This is a genomic window from Bradyrhizobium sp. SZCCHNRI1029, from assembly GCF_032487555.1.
Classification (GTDB): domain Bacteria; phylum Pseudomonadota; class Alphaproteobacteria; order Rhizobiales; family Xanthobacteraceae; genus Bradyrhizobium.
Window position 1 is genome coordinate 941764 of record NZ_JAUEUK010000001.1, and the last position, 25344, is coordinate 967107.

At 65.6% G+C, this 25344-nt stretch carries 28 protein-coding genes; 12 read left to right on the top strand and 16 right to left on the bottom strand.

What is annotated here, in order from left to right; translation table 11 throughout:
- The 3 genes from QW861_RS04335 to QW861_RS04345 all read right to left on the bottom strand — a co-directional run bounded on the left by QW861_RS04335 (position 1) and on the right by QW861_RS04345 (position 2458).
- Positions 1-597: a DUF2147 domain-containing protein gene (locus QW861_RS04335; RefSeq protein WP_315749491.1), complete on the bottom strand. Its 597-nt coding sequence runs from the start codon at positions 595-597 to the stop codon at positions 1-3.
- A 172-nt stretch (positions 598-769) separates the two neighbouring features.
- The gene (locus QW861_RS04340; RefSeq protein ID WP_315749489.1) at positions 770-1411 is read right to left on the bottom strand and encodes a DUF3313 domain-containing protein; all 642 of its coding nucleotides are present in this window, start codon (positions 1409-1411) and stop codon (positions 770-772) included.
- 249 nt (positions 1412-1660) lie between these two features.
- Entirely contained in the window at positions 1661-2458 is a 798-nt protein-coding gene (locus QW861_RS04345; RefSeq protein ID WP_315749487.1) for a TetR/AcrR family transcriptional regulator, read from the bottom strand.
- Between the two features lie 109 nt (positions 2459-2567).
- Between QW861_RS04345 and QW861_RS04350 the strand changes: the two genes are divergently transcribed.
- Positions 2568-3080: a hypothetical protein gene (locus tag QW861_RS04350; RefSeq protein ID WP_315749486.1), complete on the top strand. Its 513-nt coding sequence runs from the start codon at positions 2568-2570 to the stop codon at positions 3078-3080.
- Between the two features lie 64 nt (positions 3081-3144).
- Here QW861_RS04350 and QW861_RS04355 read toward each other — a convergent pair whose 3' ends face one another.
- Positions 3145-3252: a hypothetical protein gene (locus tag QW861_RS04355; RefSeq protein WP_041750859.1), complete on the bottom strand. Its 108-nt coding sequence runs from the start codon at positions 3250-3252 to the stop codon at positions 3145-3147.
- Positions 3253-3432: 180 nt separating this feature from the next.
- Between QW861_RS04355 and QW861_RS04360 the strand changes: the two genes are divergently transcribed.
- Complete coding sequence (locus tag QW861_RS04360; protein WP_315714645.1) at positions 3433-3678, top strand: hypothetical protein; 246 nt, start codon at positions 3433-3435, stop codon at positions 3676-3678.
- A gap of 240 nt (positions 3679-3918) precedes the next feature.
- Here the strand turns inward: QW861_RS04360 and QW861_RS04365 are convergent, their stop codons facing one another.
- From QW861_RS04365 to QW861_RS04380, 4 genes are all read right to left on the bottom strand, one after another.
- Positions 3919-4158, bottom strand: a complete 240-nt coding sequence (locus QW861_RS04365) for a DUF6719 family protein (protein WP_315714646.1) — start codon at positions 4156-4158, stop codon at positions 3919-3921.
- A gap of 220 nt (positions 4159-4378) precedes the next feature.
- Positions 4379-5092, bottom strand: a complete 714-nt coding sequence (locus QW861_RS04370) for a porin family protein (protein ID WP_315749484.1) — start codon at positions 5090-5092, stop codon at positions 4379-4381.
- A 299-nt stretch (positions 5093-5391) separates the two neighbouring features.
- Positions 5392-5823, bottom strand: a complete 432-nt coding sequence (locus QW861_RS04375; RefSeq protein WP_409998611.1) for a hypothetical protein — start codon at positions 5821-5823, stop codon at positions 5392-5394.
- 176 nt (positions 5824-5999) lie between these two features.
- A complete protein-coding gene (locus QW861_RS04380) occupies positions 6000-6341 on the bottom strand; it encodes a hypothetical protein (RefSeq protein WP_316192746.1) in 342 nt (113 codons plus the stop codon).
- Between the two features lie 290 nt (positions 6342-6631).
- On the opposite strand from QW861_RS04380, the gene QW861_RS04385 reads away from it, so the two are divergent.
- On the top strand, positions 6632-7177 hold the full coding sequence (locus QW861_RS04385) for a tetratricopeptide repeat protein (protein WP_315714649.1): 546 nt from the start codon (positions 6632-6634) through the stop codon (positions 7175-7177).
- Positions 7178-7322: 145 nt separating this feature from the next.
- Entirely contained in the window at positions 7323-8711 is a 1389-nt protein-coding gene (locus QW861_RS04390) for a serine hydrolase domain-containing protein (RefSeq protein WP_315749480.1), read from the top strand.
- A gap of 17 nt (positions 8712-8728) precedes the next feature.
- On the opposite strand, the gene QW861_RS04395 is transcribed toward QW861_RS04390, so the two are convergent.
- Positions 8729-10321: a S10 family serine carboxypeptidase-like protein gene (locus QW861_RS04395; RefSeq protein WP_315749478.1), complete on the bottom strand. Its 1593-nt coding sequence runs from the start codon at positions 10319-10321 to the stop codon at positions 8729-8731.
- 236 nt (positions 10322-10557) lie between these two features.
- On the opposite strand from QW861_RS04395, the gene QW861_RS04400 reads away from it, so the two are divergent.
- The 5 genes from QW861_RS04400 to QW861_RS04420 all read left to right on the top strand — a co-directional run bounded on the left by QW861_RS04400 (position 10558) and on the right by QW861_RS04420 (position 15726).
- Positions 10558-11241: a hypothetical protein gene (locus tag QW861_RS04400; RefSeq protein ID WP_315714652.1), complete on the top strand. Its 684-nt coding sequence runs from the start codon at positions 10558-10560 to the stop codon at positions 11239-11241.
- Positions 11242-11259: 18 nt separating this feature from the next.
- Complete coding sequence (locus tag QW861_RS04405; RefSeq protein ID WP_315749477.1) at positions 11260-13407, top strand: adenylate/guanylate cyclase domain-containing protein; 2148 nt, start codon at positions 11260-11262, stop codon at positions 13405-13407.
- 161 nt (positions 13408-13568) lie between these two features.
- Positions 13569-14348, top strand: coding sequence for an NAD kinase (locus QW861_RS04410; RefSeq protein ID WP_315714654.1), 780 nt, complete (start codon positions 13569-13571; stop codon positions 14346-14348).
- Positions 14349-14472: 124 nt separating this feature from the next.
- Complete coding sequence (locus QW861_RS04415) at positions 14473-15018, top strand: response regulator (RefSeq protein ID WP_172107934.1); 546 nt, start codon at positions 14473-14475, stop codon at positions 15016-15018.
- 123 nt (positions 15019-15141) lie between these two features.
- Positions 15142-15726: an Hpt domain-containing protein gene (locus QW861_RS04420; RefSeq protein WP_315749476.1), complete on the top strand. Its 585-nt coding sequence runs from the start codon at positions 15142-15144 to the stop codon at positions 15724-15726.
- Between the two features lie 270 nt (positions 15727-15996).
- Here the strand turns inward: QW861_RS04420 and QW861_RS04425 are convergent, their stop codons facing one another.
- From QW861_RS04425 to folE, 4 genes are all read right to left on the bottom strand, one after another.
- Complete coding sequence (locus QW861_RS04425) at positions 15997-17172, bottom strand: DUF2336 domain-containing protein (RefSeq protein ID WP_315714656.1); 1176 nt, start codon at positions 17170-17172, stop codon at positions 15997-15999.
- A 288-nt stretch (positions 17173-17460) separates the two neighbouring features.
- Entirely contained in the window at positions 17461-18486 is a 1026-nt protein-coding gene (locus QW861_RS04430) for a lytic transglycosylase domain-containing protein (RefSeq protein WP_315749474.1), read from the bottom strand.
- 149 nt (positions 18487-18635) lie between these two features.
- On the bottom strand, positions 18636-19064 hold the full coding sequence (hisI, locus tag QW861_RS04435) for a phosphoribosyl-AMP cyclohydrolase (RefSeq protein WP_315749472.1): 429 nt from the start codon (positions 19062-19064) through the stop codon (positions 18636-18638).
- 29 nt (positions 19065-19093) lie between these two features.
- The gene (gene folE / locus QW861_RS04440) at positions 19094-19801 is read right to left on the bottom strand and encodes a GTP cyclohydrolase I FolE (protein WP_315714660.1); all 708 of its coding nucleotides are present in this window, start codon (positions 19799-19801) and stop codon (positions 19094-19096) included.
- 226 nt (positions 19802-20027) lie between these two features.
- Here folE and QW861_RS04445 point away from each other — a divergent pair, with 226 nt between their 5' ends.
- Positions 20028-20489 carry an iron-sulfur cluster assembly scaffold protein gene (locus tag QW861_RS04445; RefSeq protein ID WP_315714661.1) on the top strand — a complete coding sequence of 154 codons (462 nt, stop codon included), beginning with the start codon at positions 20028-20030 and terminating at the stop codon, positions 20487-20489.
- Between the two features lie 110 nt (positions 20490-20599).
- On the opposite strand, the gene QW861_RS04450 is transcribed toward QW861_RS04445, so the two are convergent.
- Complete coding sequence (locus tag QW861_RS04450) at positions 20600-21490, bottom strand: hypothetical protein (protein ID WP_315749470.1); 891 nt, start codon at positions 21488-21490, stop codon at positions 20600-20602.
- Positions 21491-21752: 262 nt separating this feature from the next.
- On the opposite strand from QW861_RS04450, the gene yidD reads away from it, so the two are divergent.
- A complete protein-coding gene (yidD, locus tag QW861_RS04455; protein WP_315749469.1) occupies positions 21753-22103 on the top strand; it encodes a membrane protein insertion efficiency factor YidD in 351 nt (116 codons plus the stop codon).
- 161 nt (positions 22104-22264) lie between these two features.
- Positions 22265-22477 carry a hypothetical protein gene (locus QW861_RS04460; protein WP_315714664.1) on the top strand — a complete coding sequence of 71 codons (213 nt, stop codon included), beginning with the start codon at positions 22265-22267 and terminating at the stop codon, positions 22475-22477.
- A 9-nt stretch (positions 22478-22486) separates the two neighbouring features.
- Here QW861_RS04460 and QW861_RS04465 read toward each other — a convergent pair whose 3' ends face one another.
- Together QW861_RS04465 and QW861_RS04470 are read right to left on the bottom strand one after the other, a co-directional pair.
- On the bottom strand, positions 22487-23725 hold the full coding sequence (locus QW861_RS04465) for a hypothetical protein (RefSeq protein WP_409998610.1): 1239 nt from the start codon (positions 23723-23725) through the stop codon (positions 22487-22489).
- A 1-nt stretch (position 23726) separates the two neighbouring features.
- The gene (locus QW861_RS04470; RefSeq protein ID WP_315749466.1) at positions 23727-25100 is read right to left on the bottom strand and encodes an APC family permease; all 1374 of its coding nucleotides are present in this window, start codon (positions 25098-25100) and stop codon (positions 23727-23729) included.
- Between the last annotated feature and the right edge of the window lie 244 nt (positions 25101-25344).

A 25344-nucleotide genomic window follows, 5' to 3' on the forward strand; every position in this document is an offset into this window, starting at 1 on the left:
TCAATTCGCCCTCGTCCTGACCGCGGGTCTGGCGATGCCGGTCGCCGACGGCGGCCTGGGCGCAGTCCACTCTGGATCCGGCAACGGCCCGCCGCCCTCGCCGGTCGCTCCGATGAGTTGGCCGGGCACCTGATCCGTGACCAGCACCCAGCCTTGCGTCGCGCAGAACAGCCCGAGCAGACAGCCCTTGACCGCCAGCATCTTCGGGCCCTCGCGCCAGATCGAGACGGCATAGGTCTTGCCGTCCTCGGCGTTGTAGACCTCGCCGCTGTGGCGGCCGTCGGCGTTCAGCTTCAGGCCGAGCAGCATCTGGTGGCCCAGCAGCAGACGGCCGCGCCTGGCCGGATCGGGATTCAGCCGGTCGCGGAACGGCTGCCCCTTGGCATCCGCCGTCTCCTTCATCCACACGATGTAGCCGCAGACGCGGTCGGCCATCGCGCCACAGCGCTCGACGCGGACGCGGGCGCGGCCGTCCTCGGTCAACCATGTGCCGAACGGATCGCCGACGGGAGCGGCGTGACCGCGGCCCTCCGCCATCGACAGCAGCAGGCCGACGACGATGCGTAAGCCGACGCGCAGAACGAATCTCAATGTCATGTCCAGGGACCTCACTGTCTCCATGGCCTCGAGCCACGCGCTCGTACGGCCGGGTTGACGTCGCCGCTGACTGCCCGAGATCTGGCCGTGCCCTCGATGCCAAAGCGCGCACACGAAGGCGCCCCGATGCGGGGCCATCTGCCCGCGCGACGCGATCGTTCGCACGGCCCGCTCACTGGAGCTGCGCGACCAGGGCCTCGGCGCCCTTGCCGATTCCGGCCTCGGCGGCCGCGAGCGCACCAACGCTGGCCTTGATGTCGTAGGGCGAGGGATATTGCTTGCTGACGAAGGCGCTCAGCAGTCGCCCGCTCGCGGCATCGAAGATCTCGGCCGCGTAGAATACCGAGCCGGTCAGCAGTCCCTCACCGTCGCGTGCACTCTGCACGCCGTTGTAGAAGGCTCCCGCGAGATCAAAGCGCGAGGCGGTGCCGAGCACCGGCGTGTTGGCGACGGCGCCGGTCAGGGTGAGCCGCACGCGCAGCGTATTCGGCCCCCGCTGATGGACGATCTGGAAGCGCGCCGAGAGACTTTCCAGGAAACGCCGCTGCATGTAGGCGGCGAGCGCAGCCTTGTCCCGGTCGGACATGTCGCCGAACTGATGATCCGCGCCGCGATAGATCACGACCGGATCGAGCGTCACCTTGTCGTAGCTGCGCCAGTCGGTGGCAGTCCCGTAGCGGTAAGGCACCCGGCCCGATGGATCGGATGTGTTGGGCGCCAGATAGCGCGCCGACGCCACCCCGGAATAGGCCACCGGCGTCACCGTGTTGCATCCGGCACAGAGGCTCGCGGCGATCGCCGCGAAGCCAGACATCGGAAATCGACTCCTCATCCCCTCCTCCACGATTGCGGCGCCGTTGCCAGCGCGTCCACATGGCCACCTCAATAAACCGACCAGACGGTTTGTAAATACGAAATCGAATGAAAAGAATTGTTCACACGTCGATGCGGTCGGCACGGGACCTCCAGGAGGCATCGGCGGACGGAAGTCGGACGGCAAGCCAGCCCGACTTCGCTCAGATCGAACCGTCCAATGATGGAGATGGCGCCGAGCTCGAGCGTGTCATCGCTCCCCGGTCGTCCCGACCTGCCGGAATGTGGTCCATTGTTGGTCGTCGAGCAGGCGGGCAAACAGACGGTCCAGATCCGGCTGCTCCAGCGGCGAGACGCGCAGCATCGTCATCAAGGCAAGCCCACGTGCCGCCGCCCATCGCAGGACCGCGAGATCAGCGTCATCGGCCTCGCCGCGGATCTCGGCTACTCTCTCGGCATCCTTGGCACGGGCATCGGCCAGCAATCCCGGCTCCTGGGCGAGCGCCCCGAGCATGGCCTGAGCCACCGAATATTGCTGGGCGATCAGCTCCCGCGAGATCGCGATCTGCGTCGCGAGTTCGGGCTGATCAGCCGCTTTGCCGGCTCCAGCCCTGTACCTGCTGGCGAATTCGTCGAAATGCAGGAATTGCTGTTCCAGCAGAGCCTTGAGCACCGCTTCCTTGTTGGGAAACTGGTGCATCAGGCCGCCCTTGCTCAGCCCGCTCTCGCGGGCGATGGCGTCGAGCGTCAGCCGCCCCGGACCATCGCGGGCGATGATGGTGAGGGCGGCGGTGAGCGCGGCCTTGCGCGACCGCTCGGAGCGTGAAGGGTTGTCCATCGAAGTCTGCGAAGTGCCCGGACAGTGCACGAAGGTTGCGAGCAGATGATGCCCCGAAGACCGGGGCGGCTCGGCCATAGGGGCGAGCCGCGCTCCTCTGTCAAGAAGAGCTCCGGAAAAACGCCGCTTAGGAACCATCTGTGCGGGATTGGATTTCCGGTATCGCCTTTCGCGGGTGGGGGACGAAACGAGTTCAGACTGTGGCAACATTGTTGTCACATCTCACCTAGAACTCCTGCTTATCCCCAGAAGTCACTGGTCTTCAACTTGATTTCGTCAGCCGCTTTTGTTGCAATTGAGGCATCGGGGGACAAGCGTCATGACGTGGAAGGAAGAGCGTGATGCGCTGATCGCGCAGACCATGGCCTTTGTGCAGTCTGTGACCGGCAAGCCGGCCGACTTCGCCCAGTTCGAGCTGCCTACCGTTCCGGTCGGCACCCCCGTCACACCGCAGCAGGCCGGGGCCGGTCGCCCGACGCACGCCGCTGTCGAGCACGTGATCGCCAACACCGTTGAAACCGAGGCACGTCGCGGCGGCAACGTGCAAGTCGCAATCCCCAATGCCGTGGGGGAGCCTGCAAGGCCGAGAGCGCCCGACGCCATTGCATCCGAGGCTTCGTTCGCCGCCCCGAGCCCGGTCCCTGCGGAGCGTTTCACCAGCATCGCCTCGCAGCTCGATCTCCAGCGCGACATGCAGGCGGAGATTCGCGCCCGCGTCGCGCGCTTCCGGGCCCATCAGGAGCGCTTCAATCGGGAGCGTCAGGAATATTTCAGCGCGACACTCGCGCGCCTGAAAGCATCGGCCGGACGGAGCGCCCTCCCTGAGGACTAAAGGCGACCGCGCCGAGGATCTATGGCCGAGGGTACACAAACATATCCGCAATCGACACGCCGGCTCACAGCCAGGCGCACAGCAGCGCCACATTGGCGACGAAGGCGAGCAGCAGCCCAAAGGCGAGCGTCAGCTGGATCCGCCCGCAGAAGATGTGGAGATCGGTTCCCATGGGCTTAACCATCTGGCGATTCTAGCCCCGGAGTCCCACGGATTCTTTTTTCAAAAATTTAGGACTCGTTTACGACTCGGCCGCCCGAAAAGGCCCCTTTCCTGCCCCAGGCGCGCCAGTGTCTCGCTGCACGTGCCGTTCATTCTCGGTTCATCCTTCGCTTCTCTGGAGCTGTTTGGAATGCCCTACGCGCTGTTTTGCAACGACGCCAAGTTGAGCAAGGCCTATCCGACCGAGGGGGATGTCTGGCGGCTGGCGCGGCAGAGCGGGCTGGTGGTGGACGTGATGATCAATGCGCGATCGACCGCGCATCTGCAGCTCGACAATGATTACGAGATCCGGCCCTGCGCCGCCGAGCCCGAGGAAGATCCCTGGCAGAACCGTGCCGAAGCCGAGCAGGAGTTCAACATCCCGTTCGCATCCTGAGCGGCTGCGGCGGAAGCGCGCCGCGGGTGATACTTCTCGGGTGATACTTATAGTCTCCGTGCGCTGCTGTCCCCGAGCCTCGCCGTGCCTGGACGGAAGCCGCCGGCAGAAGACATTCACGTCTTCATGCCAGTCCGGTCCCGCGGACGACTTGCCTTCATCAAGGATTTTTCGACAGACAGACCCGCGATCAGCGGGCAGCCGGAGCTGCCCGCTGGAAGGTCGCCATGAAGCCCGTTCTCAGGGCGTCGCCGTCGCCAGCGATGCCGTTTCGGCCGGAAGGGCGACACAGGCACGCTTGCGGCTGACACCGCGGATCGCACCGGTCACCTTCAGCACCTTGCCCGACGGGCAGGACGCGGTTTGCACCAGCGCCACCTCGTAGGGGGCCAGCATCAACGGTTCGGTCTTCAGAACGGTCTGGGCGGAGCACGGCAAAACAGCCGCCGACAACAACAGCACGGACACCAAGATACGCATGTGGGATGATCCATCAAACCGGCGCACCGATAATATCAACTGATGGCGAAAGTTTCACGAAGGTTTGAAAATTTTTTCGCACTGCGTGAGCGATCCCGAAACCATCGCCAGCCAACCACCGGACAGCAACACGCCCGCACCAGACGGCGCGGGCGTGTTGGAATTGAGGCGTGATCCGCTTCCAGCCGAACGCCGCCGGCCGCGGGCTCGGCGATCTCGCTTAGTACTTGCTGGCGGCTGGTCCGCCCCAGCCGAAGCGGTAATTCACGCCGACCTTGACCGTATGCTCGTCGCTGTTGAAGCGGCTGCCCACAACCGGAGCCGGCCCACCCGTGAAGGTCGTATTGCCGAAATTGTAGTACTGGTACTCAGCCTTGGCCGACCAGTTCGGCGCGAACATGTATTCGAGGCCGGCGCCGACGGTGTAGCCGTCCTTGCTATTGCCGGACGTGGTGAAGCCCGTCGGCACGCCGGCGACGCTCACCCCGAGATTGTTGCCGTCCCGCCAGGCATAACCGCCCTTGGCATAGAGCAACGCCGGTCCCCAGGTGTAGCCGAGACGGCCGGTGACCGAGCCGAGCTGGTTGGCGCCGGTCGAGGTCACGACCGCAGCCCCCGGGAAGCCGAAATTGGTCGTATTGCGATCCATCCAGCTGTACTGGGCTTCGATGCCGAGCACCCAGTTCGGGGCGAACTGGTAGTCGAAGCCGCCCTGCACGCCGCCCAGGAAGCGGCCGTTGTTGCCTTCCAGGCTGTTATTGCCCGCGAAGGCGCCGCCGAGGTGACCACCGAGATAGAAGCCGGTCCAGTTGTAGATCGCCTGAGGCGGCGTGTAGACCGGCGCCTTGGTGTAGGTGCGCGGAGGCATATCGGCGGCGAAAGCCGGGGCAGCCAATGTGGTCAAAGCCACTGCACTGAACAAAAACCGCTTCATGGGACGTCCCCGTTATTCGTTTGCGACATCTATCGAACATCATGGCCGCATTTGGGTTGCCCGGTGGCGGTGACGCAGCTGTGATTGCCGCTGCGGTGTCACCAGAGGGCAACAAAGGCCTTTTGTTCCATAGGCTTCCCGAATATTTCGTGAAGCTGACGCCTCGCCCGATATTTGGTCGCCGCGAGGCGACAAAGCGTTCGGTCCATCCCTGATTTGTGATCGGGCAAGCGGCTTGGCAAGGCGCTGCGACGACGTGGCAATCCTTCGAAAACGCCGGGACCTGAAAACGCCGCGGTCTAGCGCGTGAGGCCCGCCAGCTCCGGGAATGGCGCGTAAGTCGACCCGGCACAGAGCTCGCCGGCATCCTCGACCAGACGGTCGAACCGGCCGTCGACGAACACCGCCGCGCGCTCCTGCGCCGGACGGTAGCTGCCGTCGGACTCGCGCGCCGCATAACGGAGGCAGCTCACATAGCGCAGCCGGCCACCGACCGTCCGTTGCACCGGCTCCGCCATGACGCCGTCGCGCACCCCGACCGGATTGTTCAGGTAGGTCCTGAGATAGGACAGGATCTCGCTGCGGTGGTTGGCTGGAAACGGCTGGCTGCCGACACCACGATCGCCGGTGTAGGAGATGCCGCGATTGTCCTCGCTCATGAACGCGGCGGGACCTCCGCTGGCGCACCCCGCCAACAGCAGCGCCAGCGCGGTTGCTGGCCACCAGCTCATTCTCCCCATCCCCAGGCGCCCAACTCTTGAAAGCCAATCCCGCGGCCGTTCTAGCTCAAAGCCAGAGGCCGGGAAATCCGTCCCGGCTCACGCCTTCGTCAAGCCGCTGCCGCCGGAGCGCTCTGGCGCGCTCCGGCGGTCAACGACCAGATCGGCTCTGCGTGGCCTTGGCCGGATCAGCCGCGGCGGGTCGCCGGCGTCACGCGCTTGAAGCTCACCTTGTTGTGATGGCTGAGATGCGCCACGTGGCGATGCTTGTGGCGGACAAGCGAGGCATGCGGCTTGGTCTTCGTCTTGCCGACGGTGGGCTTCATCTCGTTCGCCTTGTCGCCGGCCTGCGTCGCGCCCGGCTTGGTGACGTTGGTCTTGGCCGCATCGGTCTTGCTCACATCGGTCTTCGCGGTGCCCGTGGTCTGGCTGGACTTCGCGGACGTATCGGTTTTTGCAGCACCAGCAGCGAACGCGGGCGCAGTCAGGATCGACGCGGCGAGCAGCGCAACAGACATTGACTTCAGCATGGTCGTCTCCGTGATGTGAAGATCTGGAGGCACCATCCAGTCTGGATGGGCTCGTGATCATGGAGACGACGATAGGGAACCGGCACTGAACCCACCCTGAAGTAAAGCGCTGTTTTCGGTTCATGGACATGAAGGGATAGTCATCGAGGTGACTGGTCTGTCATCATGTCGTCCGTATAATGCACCGATCGCGGCGCAAAATCCGCGCAAATGGCCGGGAATATTTCGCAGCTGCGGGAGTTCTTCCCCGTACGCAGTCACCTGTTGGATCGACAACTCGGGAGATACGAATGAAAAAGTCTGCGCTCAGGATTGCCACGCTGGCTCTGTTCTCGATGGCCGTGGCCTCCGGGCCGCTGCTTCTGTCGAAGGCCTATGCCGCGGGCAGCGATACCCCGTCGTCGCCGCCGGCGTCGGATTCGGGCAAGAAGAAGAAGGACAAGAGCTCGAGCATCGAAGATCCGAAGTTCCTGGCGGCCTATCGCACGGCCTATACCTCGATCTATGATCGCGGCGACTACGCCACCGCGATCCAGCAGCTCAAGGCGCTGAACCGCGAGGACGTCGCCGACGTTGCCAATCTGATCGGCTACTCCTATCGCAAGCTCGGCAACTACCAGGCCTCCAAGCAGTACTACGAGCAGGCCCTGGCGGATGATCCGAACCACGTGCGCACCTGGCAGTACTACGGCCTGTGGCAGCTCGAACAGGGCAACCGCGAGCAGGCCAAGTACCACCTCGACAAGGTCGCGCAGCTCGCCGGCACCAACAGCCCCGAATATCGCTCGCTGGCCGACGCGCTCGAGAAGCAGCCGGGCACCGGCCTCGTCTACTGACGACGCGATCGGACCAGCTCCGATCTCGACAGTGGCGCAACCCGAAAGGGTTGCGCCATTTTCGTTTGTCCGCTGTCGTTGATCCGTTATGGATGAAACCTCGTGCAGACCATTTTCATCAGATTTTTGAATGGGAGATTGCCTCGTGGAGTCCTGGCTTGGCGCAGCACTCGATTACATCAGGGATTGGCTGGCCTTTCAGGTCGCGGTCTCCGAGCAACCCGGTTGCATTATTGCGATCGCCCATCGCGGTGAGATCGTCCTGGAGGCGGCCTTCGGGCACGCCAATCTCGACAGCGGCGAGAAGCTGACGCCGCGGCACCGCTTCCGCATCGCTTCGCACACCAAGGCGTTCACCGCCGCCGCCATCATGCGCCTGCGCGAGCAGAAGCGGTTGAAGCTCGACGACACCGTCGGACAGTACGTCAAGGATCTGCATCCGGATGTCGCCGCGGCCACACTGAACCAGCTGCTGTCGCACACGGCAGGCCTGATCCGTGACGGCAAGGATTCCGGCCAGTTCACGGATGGCCGGTCCTATCTCGACAAGGACGAACTGCTGGCCGAGCTGAAGCAGCCGCCGGCGATCGACCCCAACAGCCGGTTCAAATATTCCAACCATGGCTACGGCCTGCTCGGCCTGGTCATCGAGGCGATCGCCGGCGAGTCGTACCCGGCCTGGCTCCAGCGCGAGGTCATGACGCCGCTGGCCTTGCGAGAAAGCGCGCCCGACATGACGCTGCTCGGCAAGAGTGTCCCGTTCGCGCGCGGCCATTCACGCGTCGTCCCCGTGGGCCGCCGCGTCGTGATTCCCGGCGACAATCCGACCAACGCGATCATGCCGGCAGCGGGCATCGTCGCGACCGCGGCCGACACCGCCCGCTTCTTCGCCCAGCTTGCCCCGAACGCGAAGAAGAGCCTGCTGTCGGTCGCGAGCCGGCGCGAGATGGTGCGCCGGCAATGGCGCGTGCCCCAGGACGTCGAAGAGGCCTATTACGGCCTGGCGCTCATGAGCGGGACAACGGCCGGCTTCGACTGGTTCGGCCATGGCGGCGGCTTCCAGGGCTACATCTCGCGGACGTCGGTCATTCCCGCCCGCGACATCACGATCACCGTGCTGACCAATGCCGTCGACGGCTGGGCACCCGGCTGGGCCAATGGCGTCAAGTTCATCCTGCAGGCCTTCGCCACCCACGGCGCGCCGTCGCGCAAGACGCGCGACTGGACCGGCCGCTGGTGGACGCTGTGGGGCGCCGTCGATCTCGTCCCGTTTGGTGACAAGGTCATGGTCGCCAATCCGGTATTCATCAACCCGTTCCTCGATGCCGCTCGCATCGACGTGACCGGGCGCGACACCGGACGCATCGTGCACGCCGCCGGCTATGCCAGCCATGGTGAGGCGGTGCGGCGCGTGCGCACCAAGTCCGGCGTCAGCGAGATCTGGCTGGCCGGCGCGCGGGTGCGGCCGGAGCGCGTGGTGAAGGCCGAGATGGAGCGGAAATATCCCAAGGGCCGGCGCAAGAAAGACTCATAGCCCGGGTGTCGCTGCACTCATCGGGCCTCCTCCCTGCCCTCCTTCATCAACGCCTCGGCCTCGCCGCGGAAGGCTTTGCGCGCATCGTCGCGGGAATAGAACATGTGGCCGCCCGGATAGACCACGAGCTTGACCCGCGGCGGCCGCGCGAAGGCCGGCAATTGGTCGAGCAGGATCTTCGAGCCGTAATATGGCGTGGCGAGATCGAACAGGCCGTGGCCGACCAGGAGTTTGAGCTTGGGATCGAGCGCGAGGATCTGCCGGAGCTCGCCGGTGGACTCCGGCGGGTTGGTGCCCTTTCCGAAATCCCATGACCGGTTCACCGCCCCGCTCAACAGCTCATAGGAGCCGTCGGGGTGCCAGTTCAGCTTGCGTGTCGTCAGCTCGACCGCGGCGCTGGTCAACGGCGCGGTGAGCACGTCCCCGGATGGATCGGAGCTGCGCGAGCGGCTCGAATCCGGATAGGGATCGATGCCCAGCACCGAGCCGTCATAGCGCCCGGTGATGCGGCCGTTCTTGCGGTCGAACTCACGGCGAAACTCCGAGACGTCGAAGCGGCCGGCCAGCCTGCGGCTGACCACCTGGTCGATGCCGGTCAGGGTCGCGACCCTGTCGGCGAGCCGATTGGTGGCTTCCGTATCGGCCTCGCCCTTGACGAGATCGAGCAGGAAGTCGCCGCTGGCGTAACGCTCGACGTCGGCAAGATCGGCGCGGGTCACCGGCCCCTTCATCTGCTTCGCGACGGCCGCATAGCTCGGCAGGCTCGCGACATATTGCATCAGGCTCGAGCCGGAATAGTCGCGAAAGTCCATCAGCGGCGACAGCAGGATCAGGCCGCTGATGCCGATGCCCTGGTCATGCTGCAGGTTGTTGACGATCTTCGGACCGCGAATGCCGCCATAGCTCTCGGCCGTGATGAATTTGGGCGATGCGAGACGGTCGTGCTTCTCCAGCCAGCGACGCACCACGAGCGACAGCGAACGCACGTCGCCGTCGACCGAGAAGAACCGTTTGCGCACCTCGTCGCCGGTTGCGACGAAACGGCTGTAGCCGGTCCCGACGGGATCGATGAACACAAGATCGGTAAAGTCGAGCCAGGTGTCTGCATTCGGCATCAGCTCCAGCTTCGACGACGGCGTCACGCTGGCCGCATCGATTCCGATCCGCCACGGACCGGCATTGCCGAGCTGCAGATAGGCGGACGAGGCACCCGGCCCGCCGTTGAAGAAGAAGGTCACCGGGCGGCTGGCGCGGTCGGCGCCATCGAGCTGATACGAAGTGTAGGCGATGTCGGCCTGCGGCTCGCTCTTGTCGTCGAACAGGCGGACCGAACCGGCAGTCGCCGTGAACGACAGCGTGCGGCCGGGCAGTTCGAGCTTCTGTGTCGTGGTAGAGTCCGGCGGCAGCTTGTGCTGCTCGGCGGTCGATGCTGAGCCGGGCGGGCTGGCGGCGCGATTTCCGGCCGAGCCGGTGCGATGCGAGCCCGGCGCTGCCGCGTCGTGCGCCGCCGGTGGCGCATCCTCGGCGTGCAGGGCCGGGCCGGCGAGCAGTGCCGTCACGGCGAAAGCCATCAGTCTCGGCCACGCGACGGATGATCTCATCCCTGCCATCAGCTCACTCCCCTAGGCGCTTGGCGCAACACGCCACCTCTGCAAGGGCATGAACCGCGGCTTGGAAGCAAGCTCAAGCAACTCTTCCGTGATCCAAGTCACATCCGCACCAGTGCCTGTTCCCCTCAGGTGTGTTATGGGCTCGAACCTCTCCATCGCCTCCGACGTCCCATCACTGGGACACCCAGCAGGTTTGGGGCAAGAGGCCGCCGCCGATTGCGATCACGGAGTTCATCATGAAGTTGCCGACGCTCATCATCGCAGCCCTCTCCGGGCTCGCCGGACCGGCCGTGATCGGATCGCCGGCAGCCTGGGCCGGTCCGCCGGCGGCGCTGGTCGAGGACGTCCAGGGTGATGTGGCCGGCGCCGAGCTGATGGACTATGTCGCGCCCGGCCAGGTGATCAAGCTCGGCCCGGATGGCGCCGTGGTGATGAGCTACCTCAAATCGTGCCGGCGCGAGACGGTCAACGGCGCCGGCAGTGTCACCGTCGGCCCCGGCGAAAGCACGGTCGACGGCGCGACGCTCAAGAGCGACATCGTCAATTGCGACGCCAGCCATGCACAGGCCACCTCGCGCGAGACCAGCGAGGTCGCGGCCACGATCGTGCGCAGCGTTGGACCGGACAGCGCGCCGGTGGCGCAGGCGATCATCTACAGCGCGTCACCCATCTTCGAGGCCAAAGGGCGCGGCACGCTGACCGTCGAACGCCTCGACCAGCCCGGCGAGCGCCAGCAGGTCGAGCTCTCGGGCCGGCAATACAAGGGACGATTCTACGATTTCGCCGGCACCAGTCACCCGCTCACGCCCGGCGGCACCTATGTCGCGAGCTTCAGCAACTTGCGCATCGTGTTCAAGGTCGACGCACAGGCCAAGGCGGGCCCCGGCCCGGCGGTCGGGCGATTGATCCGGTTCAACTGAGACCGAAGGCTCTCGTCGGTGGCGATCGGACGCCGGACGCGCGACGCGCTTGCCGTCATCGCCATCGCGCTGGCGTGCGCGGGCCTGTTCGTGTCGCCCCTCTTCGAGCGCGGCCGCGGCCTGTCGCTGGATGCGCTGACATGGCTGCGCTTCGAGACCTTCGGCAACCGTCACGATGCAGCAGCGAGTCCGGCGGTGGTGATCGCGGTCGACGAGGAGAGCTATCAGGCGCCCCCCTTCAAGGGCGCGCCGCTGTTGACCTGGACCGGCGAGATCGGGCGCGTGCTGACGGCCGTCCTCGACGGCGGCGCCAAGGTGGTCGGTTTCGACATCGTGTTCCAGACTTCGATCGAGCAGTCGGAGATTCCGCTCGGCGACAGCACTCTCGGCGAGAAGACGCGCGGCTTCGATCGCGACTTCCTGCGTGCGCTCGCGGCCGCGGCCGCCGGCGGCAAGGTGGTGCTGGGCGAGATCTTTGCCGAGCCGCCGATCCTGCCCGCGCCCGGCCAGCGCATCGCGGTGCGTCAGCAGCAGAACCTTCGTCCGCTCAACACCTATACCGACAACGACGATGTCGTCCGCCGCCATCCGCTGACGCTGTCGGTCGACGGCAAGGCCGTTCCGAGCATGGCGCTGGAATTGGCGGGGCGCGCAACCGGCACCGCGCCGGTCATTGTCGCCGATGGCGTCACACTCGGTGCGTACAAGGTGCCCGGCAGCGTGCCGAGCACCATGACCCTGAATTTCGCCGGCGGCGCCCAGGACATTCCGACCTATTCGTTTGCCGACTTGCGCGCCTGCGCGCTCAAGGGCGACAAGGACTATTTTCGCCGCGAGTTCGCCGGCAAGGTCGTCCTGCTCGGCACCGTCGGGATCGAGGATCGGCGGCTCACCTCGAAGCGCTTCGCAACCCGCGCCGAGGGCGCGCGGCGGCCGCGCTGCGTTCTGGACGAGCGCAGGATCTCCGAGACGTTCGCCCGCAGCACCATTGCCGGCGTCTACATCCACGCCACGGCGGTGAACAATCTGGTTCGGCAGGACGCGGTCACCGAGCTCGGACGCCCAGCGATCTTCGCCATCGCCGCAACCATCGCCCTGCTGGCTGCGCTGCTCGCCCGATTGCTGCGCCCCGCCTCTGCAGCGGCAATCCTGGCAGGGCTCGCGCTGCTCTACACCGCGCTCGCCACCATCCTCTTCGACCATGCCTACGGGCTGCCCTTGACGGAGCCGCTCGCAGCCGGTGTGCTCGCGCTGGCTGCGACCACCGGCTATCGTTTCATGGTCACCGACAAGGACCGCAGGCTGCTGCAGAAGAGCTTTGCCTATTACCTCGCACCGCACGAGATCGACCGCATGCTCGCCTCGCGCCGGCTGCCGCAGCTCGGCGGCGAGACCCGCGAGGTCACCGTGTTCTTCTCCGACATCGAGGGCTTCTCGTGCCTCGCCGAGCAGATGACGCCGGAGCAGCTCATGGCGCTCACCAACGAATATCTCTCGGCCATGACCGACGTCATCGAAAGCCACGACGGCTATGTCGACAAATACATCGGCGACTCCGTGGTCGCCGTGTTCGGCGCTCCGCTCGACGATCCCGACCATGCGCGCAGCGCGGCGCGTGCGGCGCTCGACTGCAAGGCGAAGCTCGCCGAGCTCAACCATTCGTCGACGGCGTTCCAGGGCATCAAGGTGGCACAGCGCATCGGCATCAACAGCGGCGCCGCGCTGGTCGGCAATTTCGGCTCGCAACGCCGCTTCAACTACTCCGTCATGAGCGACGCCGTGAACGTGGCCTCGCGGCTGGAGGGCGCCAACAAATTCTACGGCACCACGATCATCGCCTCCGAGAGCACGGTGGCGCTGGCCGGCACCGAGTTTGCCTGGCGCGAGCTCGACACCATCCGGGTCAAGGGCCGCGAGCAGTCACTGAAGATCTACGAGCTGCATGGCCGCGCAGCCGAGCTCACGCCGGAGGAACAGGCCCTCCTCACCAGCTATGCCACAGGCCTTGCGCATTGGCGCGCCGGCGAGCTGCCGCAAGCGGTCGACTGCTTCGCGCAAAGCGCACTGAGCGATCGGCCAAGCCACTTCTTCGCCGAGCGCGTGAAAGCAAGCTTGGCGACCGGGTCCCTGGCCTGGGACCCCGTGCGCAGCCTGCAGGAAAAATGACGCCACGATGACTTCCGTGCGTGCGCGCACGTCCGGGCCATATCAGCCTCATCCCGGCCCCATTGCCCCAGGATACCGGCCGCGATGGACAAGCACGGGCAAGGTCGGCTAGACGACACGGCGCCTGTCACCGGCCAACTGACCAGCGAGCCCTGCGACGCATGACCACGTCCAAGCGATATGAGCGGATCGCCTTCGTCGCGAGTCCGAGTGCCGAAGCCCAGGCCGCCCTGACGCAGCTCTCCGCGCTGTACGGCAACTCCGATCCGGACCTGGCGGACGTCGTGGTCGCGCTCGGCGGCGATGGCCTGATGCTGCAGACGCTGCACGACCACATGCGCTCGGGCAAGCCGATCTACGGCATGCATCGCGGCACGGTCGGCTTCCTGATGAACGAGTTCAGCACGATCGATCTGCACGGACGGCTCGAAGCGGCCCAGGAATCGGTGATCCATCCGCTGCTGATGCGGGCGACCGATGCCGCGGGCGTCGTTCACATCCACCACGCCATCAACGAGGTCTACCTGTTCCGCCAGACGGCACAGACGGCGCGGCTGCGCATCCTGATCGATGAGCGCGAGCGCATGCCGGAGCTGATCGCCGACGGCGTGCTCGTCGCCACGCCCGCAGGCTCCACCGCCTATAACCTCTCGGTGCAGGGCCCGATCCTGCCGATCAACGCCGCGCTGCTGGCGCTGACGCCGATCAGCGCGTTCCGGCCGCGTCGCTGGCGCGGCGCCCTGCTGCCGAACACGGCCTATGTGATCATCGAGGTGCTCGAAGGCGACAAGCGGCCGGTCGCGGCGGTGGCCGACCATGACGAGGTCCGCAACGTCCAGCGGGTCGAGGTGCTCTCCGACAAGACGATCTCGATGCGGATGCTGTTCGACGCCGGCCACAGCCTGGAAGAGCGGATCCTGAGCGAGCAGTTCGGCTACTGACATCGGGCGGTTTTCCGCGCCTTTTTGCTCCGTGGCCGCCCTGGGCAACGCTTTGTTAACCCGCGGCTCCGTATGGTTAATGTGGGTATACCGCCATCACCGGTGATCCCTTCGGGCCGGCCAAATGTACCGCATCGACTTCAACAAGCTGCGCTTTCTCGTCTGCGACGACAACCCGCACATGCGCCGCATCCTGCGCACGCTGCTGCATTCGTTCGGCGCCCGTGAGGTCAACGAGGCCGAGGACGGCGCGACCGCGCTCGAGATGTACACTCATTTCTCGCCAGATATCGTCATCACCGACTGGGCAATGCCGATCTTCGACGGCCTCGAGCTCGCGCAGATGATCCGGCAGCCGGAAGCCAAGGGCAATCCCTACGCGCCGATCATCATGCTGACGGGACATTCGGAGAAGCGCCGCGTCACCGTCGCGCGCGACGCCGGCGTCACGGAATTCCTCGCCAAGCCGATCTCGGCCAAGGGCCTGTATCAGCGCATCCTCAACGTGGTCGCCAATCCGCGGCCCTTCATCAAGACCAAGACCTATTTCGGCCCGGACCGGCGCCGCAACACCAACACCGCCTATATCGGGCCGGAGCGCCGGATCGGCGGCGAGGCGGAGATCTTCCAGCAGCCGTCACTTCTGGATAAAGCGCGCTCCGCAGTTTAGGGGCGCGGCAGTGAGCCCGCGTTAACGCAATCGGGGGATCGGCGCCCAGCGCGCCAAGGTCCTCGGCTATGAATCGGGGAAGTGAGTCGATTGCGTTGGTCGGCATCATCAGGGGATATCGAGATGGCGAAAGACAAGGCCCCGGCGGTCCAGGTCAAGACCTACGCCTCGCATCACGTCATCACCCAGCCCAATCCGCTGAAGAAGGTGCTGCGCCGCGCCGAGGAGAAGGATCTCGACGATCCGATCGCACGCGCGGAAGCCGCGCTGGCCGGACTGTCCGGCGAGTTCAAATCGTGGATGGACACCGAGGCCAATCGTCTGACCAAGGCCTATGCAGCAGTGCTCAAGACCGGCTTCGACGACGACGCCTGCGAGGAGATGTTTCGCGCCGCCCACGACATCAAGGGCGACGCAGCGACCTTCGGCTATCCCGCCGCTGCCGAGGTTGCCGATAGCCTGTGCCGGATCATCGAGCACGCGCCCGACCTCGAAAAGGTCCCCGCCGAGCTGTTCGAGCATCACGTCAACGCCATCCAGGCGATCGTGCATGATCATACGAAGTATGACAGCGCGACGGTCGCAGGCGAATTGAGCCGCCGGCTGCGCCGCGTGGCGGACGACTATCTGATCCAGGTCAACCGCAACCGGCCTGAGCATCTCGAAGCGATCCTGGCGCCGAGCCTCGTGCCGAGCGATCAGCCATAGGCCGGCAGGCCGCTCACTATCCATGCATTCCATCGCAGGATCGTTGGCCACCATCCATCCTGGCGTCATTCCGGGGCATCGCGCAGCGATGAGCCCGGAATCCATCGCCATAAAATGGAATGTGAGGCGCGCGAGCGGTGACAGCTTGCCTCGGCACGTTGCCCTGTGGTTATGGATTCCGGGCTCGCGCTTCGCGCGCCCCGGAATGACGGGCGGAGAGATGTCGGCCTTGATCTGCTGAGGAATCCGCGGGCGAACAGGCGAGCTGCGCTAGGCCGCGATCAGTCCGAACTCCAGCCCGGCGACGAAATCCTCGGCCATCACCTCGTCGCAGAACTCGCGGGCCTCGTCGCGTGCGGATTCGGTGGCGAAGCGGCGCAGCAGGATCAAGAGCGGCGCGGCCGCGTCGCGGTCGGTGGCGCAATGGGTGAGCACGCGCTCCACCATCTTGCGACGCAGAATCGCTGCTCCGCTCAGGGTGTCGGCAAAGCCGTTCTCGCGGCAGACTTCGAGCGCGATGCTGAACGCGTCGAAGGTAGTGTCGGGAATGCCGGCCTTGCGCAGCAGCCCCTGCAGGCTGGCGCGACCGCGATCGTTGAGCAGCGCCGACACCCGCGCCCGCGGCATGTCGGCGAGCTCCGATAGCGCGATCTCGAACAATTCGACGTTGCCGGAGAGAAGCGCGCGCAGGATCAGGCCCGCGGTGAGTTGCGAGGTTGCGCGCAGATGCTGGACCAGCCCGCGCAGCTCCTCGCCGCGCGAGCGCGCCGCGATGGTGATGGTCGAGCGGTCGCGCGCCTCATTGGTGATGCGCCCTGCCCTGTCGGCGCTGAGCCAGTTCCTGGCGACTACGAACTGCGCCAGTGTCTCGGAGAGCTTGTCGACCAGCGCCGCCCGCGTCGCGGCCGGCAGATCGTCCAGCACCAGCATCGCTTCGCGGATGGCGGCGAGGTGGCCATGGCGCTCGACGATGCGGTCCCAGGAGAACGGCGCGAGCTCGGCATAGGCATTCTCGATCAGCTCGAGCGCGGCGGCGGCGCTGCCGACCTCGGCGATCGCGGCGCACACCGGCGCGGGCAGGCCGACGCGGCGCGCGATCGCGCATTGCGTGTCGGAGTTGCCGGTCGCGACGATGTCGACGAGGTCGGCGTCGATCAAGAGCGGCGAATGTTCGAGGATGATGGCGGCCACGGAAGCCTGGTCGGTGGCGAGCGCCTGGACGATGGCGGCCGGCGCCTCCTCCGAGCGGGCGAACACCTCCGCCATCGCCTGCCGCACCAGCGGCGACGGATCGTCCAGCAGCATGAGGAGCGCGCCCTCCGCGGCGCCGCGATCCTCATCGCAAAGATCCGACAACAGCCACGCCCGCGCGAGCGCCCTGGTGGCCTCTGCCCGCTCACCGGCGGGTGCGGTTCTGACCCAACTGAGAAACTGCCGAACGATCATGGTCTTTCCGGCTTACGCAACTTGCAGACAAAGGCCACGAGGGCCTCAACAGCACCGAAAATAAACCACGACGCTTAACAAAGCGTTCACCATAAGTGGCTGGTTTTGTTGATGTTTTGTTAAGGCGGCAGGTTGTTTACATACTATGGCACCACTCAACGCCGCATTTGGCCGTAATCCGACGGGGGAAATGCGGCCGCCGCCAGCGGCGCGAGCCGCGGCGGGACTTCAAAATAGTTCTTTTTGATCAATGGTTCAGCGACGAGCGCGACCGCCTTCGCCGGCGCATCAGCCCGAGAAGGTGCCGTGCGGATCGCTGAACAGGTCGAGCCTGCGCTGACCATTGCCGCTGGCATCGATACTGCCGCTCTCCGACGGGGTCGCGCTGGCAACCGATGAATGGCCCCACAACTCGCGCACGGTCGGCGAGACCGCCTGGCTCGACTGGCCGTCAACCTGGAATAGCGAACGAAACATCGGATCTGCCGGCCGGTTGACCGCCGACGCATCGGCCGTCGTCGAGGAGCCGGACCGGGATGAACCGCGCGCATCCGGAAACATCGACAGGAAGGTTGCGGTGTCGGTGGTCGGCAGCGCGCCGCCGCCGGCCGCATTGGCTGCGACATTCGTCCCACCATAGAGTGCAAGCGCGCCCCGGGTGGCCGAGGAATTGGCGGCGCCTGCATAGCGCGTGTTCAGGACCGCATAGACCTGGGACACGCTGCGGGCTTGTCCGTCGCGATCGTAGAAGATCGGCCGGTTGGCCGCGGCGGCGCTGGGAAACATCCGCGCAGCCGACGCATTCGGCGTCTCCTGGGTGCTGGTGATCAGCTTCGCGGCGCCGCCGACACCCATGAAGTGCGCCATGTAGAGCTCGGCATCGGTGGGCCGACGGCCGATCTTGCCGGCGAGCTGGAAGCTGTTCGATTGCGTGAGCGCAGCGGCCATCGCGGACGACGCCTGCGGGTCGTCGCGCAGCTTCATGATCGCCTGCCGCATGGCGGGATCGCTGACGGTGTAGTCGCCCGCCGGTGTCCGGGTGATTGCGTCGGCATATTGGCCATAGCCGAGATCAGCGCCGGCTTCCTTCACCGTGCCGAGCCAGGTCTGGTCGATGAACTGGTAGAGCCCGCGCGCTGATGACGTCGAGGCGCCGGCGGTCGGATTGAAGTCGGACTCCATCTTGGCGGTCGACAGCAGATATTCGAAGCTGGTGCCGACGCTGTCAGCGGCCTGCTTGATCGCGCCGGCGACCTTCGCCCGGACGCCATCGAGGAAACCGGTGGACGAGGAGTTGGATGCGTCGACCGACATGGGAAGACCCGCTGTTTGCAGATTCGCTGGCAGACGAACGCGCCGGAAACGTCCGGCAAAATGCGGCGGGTATGGTTAATGGCGAGTTAATTCGCTGGGTCCGGCCGGGCCAATGAACGACCGGACAGACCCGGAGGCAGGTCGCTGGCCTACTTGCGATAGACCTCGGCCGGATCGAACAGCCGGTCAGCATCGACGAAGACGAGCCGCGCACCGCTGCCGTCATCCGATCGCTCGACCTTGCGATAGAAGCAGGAATGGCGGCCGGTGTGGCACGCCGCGCCGGCCTGCTCGACGCGCAGCCAGACCGCGTCCTGGTCGCAATCGGTGCGCATCTCGACCACGCGCTGGGTCTGGCCCGAGCTCTCCCCCTTGCGCCACAACGCATTGCGCGAGCGGCTGAAATACCAGGCTTCGCCGGTCGCCACCGTCTTGCGCAGGGCCTCCTCGTTCATGTGGGCGACCATCAGCACGTCGCCGCTCACGGCATCGGTCGTCACACAGGTGACGAGGCCGGCCGCGTCGAACTTGGGCAGGAAGGCCAAGCCCTCCTCGCGCTCAACTGAGGATGAAGACACGAAACTCTCTGCTCAACGGGTTGGCAGGCCTACCGTTGCGGCGACCGCACCATGGACAGGAAGCGCGACTGCTCGGCCGGATTGTCCCTGAACATGCCGGTGAAGCGGCTGGTGAAGGTGATGGCGCCGTGCTTGGCGACGCCCCGCACCGACATGCAGGTGTGCTCGGCCTCGATCATGACGGCGACTCCGCGCGGCTTCAGCACCTCGTCGATCGCAGCCGCGATCTGGGCGGTGAGATGCTCCTGGGTCTGCAGGCGGCGGGCGAAGATGTCGGTCAGGCGCGCCAGCTTGGACAGGCCGACCACCCGCTCGACCGGCGTATAGGCGATATGCGCGCGGCCGTAGAAGGGCATCATGTGATGCTCGCATTGCGACGTGAACTCGATGTCGCGAATCAGCACGAAGTCGTCATAGCCGGCGGTCTCGCCGAAGGTGCGGTCGAGCACCTCGGCCGGGCACTGGTGATAGCCCTGGTACAATTCATCATAGGCCTCGACGACCCGGCGCGGCGTGTCGACCAGCCCCTCGCGGGTCGGATCCTCGCCGATGTAATTCAGGAGCGTGTAAACCGCGGCCTCGGCTTCCGCGCGCGACGGCCGTGGCCGATCCGGCCGCACGGCGGCGGCGAGAAAATCGGCAGGATCGAGCTCTGCAGCGCGGGGGTCAGTCAGCTTGGCGTCTAACGGCTTGCCCTCGGGCTTGTTCGCGCGCAACGTCTTGATCAAAGTGTCCATCTCAACTCCGTTCGACCGGTCGGCGGTCCGACCGGAGTGTCACCGGCACAGCATCACCTTGAGGGCGTCACCTGCAGAGGTGCCACACGCAGGCTGGCGCCTCTCGCGCCGGACGCCTGTGGATGTGGCTGGAATTCCTGCCAATCGTTTCCATATACTCGCAATATAGGGCGATGAAACCCGGCCGCCAAGGCCGCCACGCCGGTAATTCCGGGACGTCAGGCACATGCTGAACGACATCTACAACAAGCGCATCATCGAGCTGGCCGGCAACATTCCGCGGCTCGGACGGCTGGACCGCCCGGACGCCACCGCCACCGCCCATTCCAAGCTGTGCGGCTCGACCGTCAAGGTCGACCTCAAGATGGACGGGCCCGTGGTGACCGACTTCGCCCACGACGTGAAGGCCTGCGCCCTCGGCCAGGCCTCCTCCTCGATCATGGCCCGCCACGTCATCGGTTCCAGCGCCGCGGAGCTGCGCGAGCTGCGGGAGACGGTGAGAAGGATGCTGAAGGAGAACGGTGCGCCGCCGGAAGGCAAATGGGCCGACATCGCCCTGCTCGAGCCGGTGCGCGACTACAAGGCCCGCCACGCCTCCACGATGCTGACGTTCGATGCCGTGGTGGACGCGATCGGCCAGATCGAGGCCAAAGCCAACGGCGAGCAGCCGGCCGCGGCCCAGGGCTGAGGCGGCATCATTCCCCCGCACGTCGAAATCACATAGCCAGCTCGCACGAGGGTGACGGCACCGGTCGCCCCTTTCGGACGCTGGCGCCGGTTCGCCAGCGACGTCGCTGCCTATTGCGGCGGCGTCGCCGCCACCGTCGCCGCCGGAAGCGCTTCGGCGGTGCGGGAGAGTTGCTTGTCGAGCGCGGCCGGGAAGCGGTCCTGCTGCTTGTCCCTGGCCTGCGGCTTCGGCGCGAGCTCGGCGACGGGCACCGCCCCCTTTGGCGGCAGCACCTCGGCGACCAGATCCGTGGTCACGATATTGGTGAGGCGCAGCTCGGCGCGCGACAGCTCATGCAGGTCCTCCCAGGGCGGCACGTTCAGCGCCAGCGACAGCAGATCGCCCGCTCCGCCCATGTCGAAGGTGTATTTGGCGAGACGCCCGATGTCGCGCTCGACGATCATCAGGTCCTGCGCCGTATAGCTCGCCGCCTTGGCGTCGTCCGCTCGGTCTCCCATCCAGATCTGGTGAACGCGGACATGGGCGGTGTCCGGAACATAACGCGTGGTTCCAGCCAGCAGCAGGAACACGCACATCGACTCGCAATAGGCCTCGGGCACCACGCGCGGCCGGTCACCCGCGCGGCTCGGACGCTGGGTCATGCCGACCGTGGTGCGCATCTTCAGCCCACGGAACCGGCGACCCAGGGTTATGGCGTCGTTGACCGAACCACCGCTGGAGTCGAGCACCAGGGTGGCGCCCGTCAGGTCCCGATCCCTCGCGAAATCCTCGAAATCCTTCGGCGTGTCGCCGGTAACGATCCCGACCACGCTGACCCAGCCGCAATTCGGCTCGCAGGCGACCCAACCGAACCGCATCGGGAGTTTGCGCTCTTCGAGCGCGCCGCCGGCGCGCGCCGTGTTGGACATAACGGTGATCGCCCCACCGACCACCAAACCAAGCGCTGCCACACCGAGTAGCATCCAGCGCAATTCATGCGACCGCAGCAATCTCACGCGCAATCCGTCCCCCTCGTATAGCTCGGTACGCAGTTCCTCGGTTTTCTTGCGGAAAGACCTGACAAGCTGGCCTCAAATCCGTTATTAGTCTGTCACATCCTTGTCGGGAAACGTATCCGGGCAATCACCGACCGTCCAGCTGCGGCGTGCTGCGGCGCCGCTGAAAACTGGCCATTGTTGCATCACATCACCACAAATGAACGAGAGCAGGGTTCCCTGCCGAGGAACCGGTCAGAAGCTCGCACATCCATCTGGCATTTCGCTCATGAAGCACTCATGCTCCGACATCGGCTGCCATTCTGCGCACATCGGGTCGCTGCTGGGGCGACTCCCGCGCCGCGCGGCTCACGCGCTGATCTGGCTTTATCGCCACACATTGTCGCCGCTGGTCGGCTACAATTGCCGGCACCTGCCGACGTGCTCGGTCTATGCTGATGAAGCCATCGAGCGCTTCGGGCTCTGGGCAGGCGGCTGGATGACGCTCGCCCGGCTGCTGCGCTGCCAGCCCTTTGGCACCTCCGGCATCGACAACGTCCCAACGACGGCTCCTGCGCGCGCCCGCTGGTACCTGCCTTGGCGCTATGCGCGATGGCGCGGCGTCAACGGGCCGAACTGAGGTGCAGCGCAACAAGCACCGAATCGATCGATCGACCTCGCAGATGGCGCTGGCGAAATCCCACGCCAGGACTATGCTTCTGCAATGCGACGGCGCTGTCAGCAGGAACCGCGCCGCTTGGACTGGCATTGATGTGACGCTTCCTTCGGGAGGAAACAACGATGCGCTGGACAATCAGCCCCAGAAGCCACCGAGCGCGCAAGAGTGTCGGTCCCGATCATGCCGGCCATCATGACGCACGCCAGGTGGACCTGCTCTGCATCATCGCTTTGTTGATCGTCATTGTCGGTGCCTGGCGCTATCTCACGGACAGCACCGCCCTGCCCCCGCCGACGACGTCCTACATCGTGCCCAGCCAGAGCGTGCACTGGTGAGATTCGCCCCTACCATCTCGGCCAGAAGATGAAATCGTCGCGCCGCGGCGGCGGATAGAGAGGAACCGGCTCCGGCGCCCGCGGCACGCGCCGGGCGCGCGGCGGCGGCTGGTAATCCGTCTCTGGAAGGACGCTCGCTTCGGCCGAGACTGTCGCGTCGGCCGGAGGCGATCTCACCGCGAGCAGGACATTCGATTCACGCGTGCGCCAGCGATAGCCGATCCCGAACTCCAGCGGCTGCGCGCGCTCGAACAGCTTCGCATAGCTCCTCTGATACATGTCCGGAAACTTGTCGATCGGCCCGGCGTAGCGTCCGAACGGCAGGAAACGCCAAGCCCGCGCTTCGTAGCTTGCGAGCGGGATGCCGGAATCGTCCTGGATGATGGTGGCGCTGTTCTTCAGCAGCCAGCTACGGACCCGCCCGAAGCCGTTCTCATGCAACAGATAGGACGCGCTCTTCAGGAGACTGTCGCCCGGCCCCAGCGGCTCGCAGAACTTGAGCAACCCGCTCGCCTTCACGCCGGAATCGGAGAGATCGCTGGAGAAGTAGTAGAGCGTCTTGGCGACCCCGTCGGCGCCGGCAAACAGGATGCGCGCGCCCTTGGTCGCATTGCGCGTCGGCGCCTCGTCGTTGCCGTGCAATCCGCCGTTCTCGTCCAACCAGATCAGACTGGCCTCGCGGATCGTCTTGCCGGTGCGCGCCAGGAAGACGTAGAGGATCGGCAAGGTCCCTTCGAGCTCGCCTTCGCGCAAGTCGACCTTCATGTCCTTGGTGATGAAGAAGGAGAAGCTCAGGACCGATTGCAACGAGCGTTCGACATAGGACAGCGCCGGGCCGATGCTGCCTCGGGGCAATCTGGTCAGGTCCGGGATCGGGCCCGTCGGCTCGAGTGCCGCCAGGACATAGGTCGTTGCCTTCGGATGAAAGGCATCGGCATAGAGAAAATCCGGCCCCGAGAAGAAATAGAACATCGACGGCCGCGGCGCGGCCAGATTGGCATCCGCCCAGGCCCTGATCTTCGACAATTGTCGCTGCTCGAGCTGATTGAAGGCGTTGTCGAAGAACGCCGCGTGCCGCCGCCACGCCGGATCCTGCACGAAGGGCAGGAGCGGCGAGCCCGCTGCTGGCGGCATGCCCGCCAGCACCCGCGCCGTATCGTCCGGCGTGGTGGTCTGAGCCCGAGCCTCGAAGCTCATGGCAAGGATCAGACATGCGACGGCGAACCAGACTCTCGAGACCAACAGCATTTCAATCCGAACCCGATGCGAGCGTTGCGGCGATACGGCGCGATCGCGCGTGAGCGAACCAATAGATCACCAATCCCGACGCCATTGCGCCTGCGCCGAGCCCTGCCTGCAAGGGCCGCGTCGTGATGAGATAGTACATCATGAAGAAGGTCACGCTGAGGAAGATCAACGGCGTGACCGGATAGCCCCAAGCGCGGTAGGGTCGCGTGAGTTCGGGCTGCGCGATGCGCAGCTTGATCAGTCCGAGCACAGCGAGAAACGAGCAGGACAACAGCGAGAACTGGACGACGTCCAGCACCGCCTCGAAGCTTTCCGTGAACAGCATCAGGGTGGCGACCGTGAGCTGGAACAGCACGGCATAGGCCGGCGCCCCATTACGCGAGCGCCGCGCAAACACCGACAGCGCCGGAATGTCCTCGCCCATCGTCATCAGCACGCGCGGGCCGATCCACATCATCGCGGCAATGGAAGGAACCAGTCCGACGCAGATCATCGCGGCCACGAAGCGCCCGCCGGTCTCGCCGAAGATATGACTGCCCGCGATGCTCGCGACCTGGAGCTGGCCTGCGAGCGCGTCCATCGGTGCAGCCCGCAGGAAAACAGCGTTGAGCGCGATGTAGAGTACCAGAACGATCACCGTGCCCAGCAGCAGCGCGCGCGGCAAGGTCCGCTCCGGCGCATGCAGTTCGCCGATGATGTAGGTCGCCGCGTTCCAGCCGGAAAACGCGTACATCACGAACACCAGTCCGGTTGCGAACGCCGCACTCGTCACGTGGCCGATATCGGCCGCGGTCGGCAGGAAAGTGACCGACTGCGGGGCGGCAATGGTGTAGCCTGCGATGAGAAAGGCGGTGATGAGCGCGAGCTTCAGCATGGTCGACAACAGCTGGAAGCGGCTCGACTGCCTGATGCCGCCGAGCTGCACCGCTGTCACGAGCCAGACTGCACCCGTGGCGAGCAGCATCGGCGGAGCACTGGTGATGACGGCCCGACCATATTCGCCGAACGCCATGGCCGCGAGCGCCACCGGCGCCGCGAAGCCCACCGTCGCCGAGACCCACCCGGCCATGAAGCCGATCGCCGGATGGAACGCCCGTGTGAGGAAATTGTATTCGCCGCTCGAGCGCGGAAACATCGTGCCGAGTTCGGCATAGGACAGCGCCCCGCAGATCGACACCAGTCCCCCGACCGCCCACAGCGCCAGAATGGAGAAGCCGGACGGGATGTCCCGGACCTGGAAGCCGAGGCTGGTGAAGACGCCGACTCCGATCATGTCGGCGATGACGATCGCGGTCGCGACCGGCAAGGACACGGATGGAACCCGGTCGCCGTCTGTCCGGCCCCGGCCGGGATCGTCCGCCTCGGATGCAGCCATCTCGTCGAGGGACGCCCGGCGCCCCTTCCTCTGCCTCAGCCCAGGTTCCCGCCGAAGCATTCAAACATCGTTAACGGGCGTTAAATATGACCTTCCTCAAGGGTATTTTTGAACCGATTTCGGCCGGGCTGGGCTGCGGCATTGCATCGGGCCGCCGGCCGTCCCACAATCGCGACACGTTCGCGTGGTGTGTCCCGGTACGCCCGGGGTCGACCGGACACGATCCTTAACGCGACCTCAATTT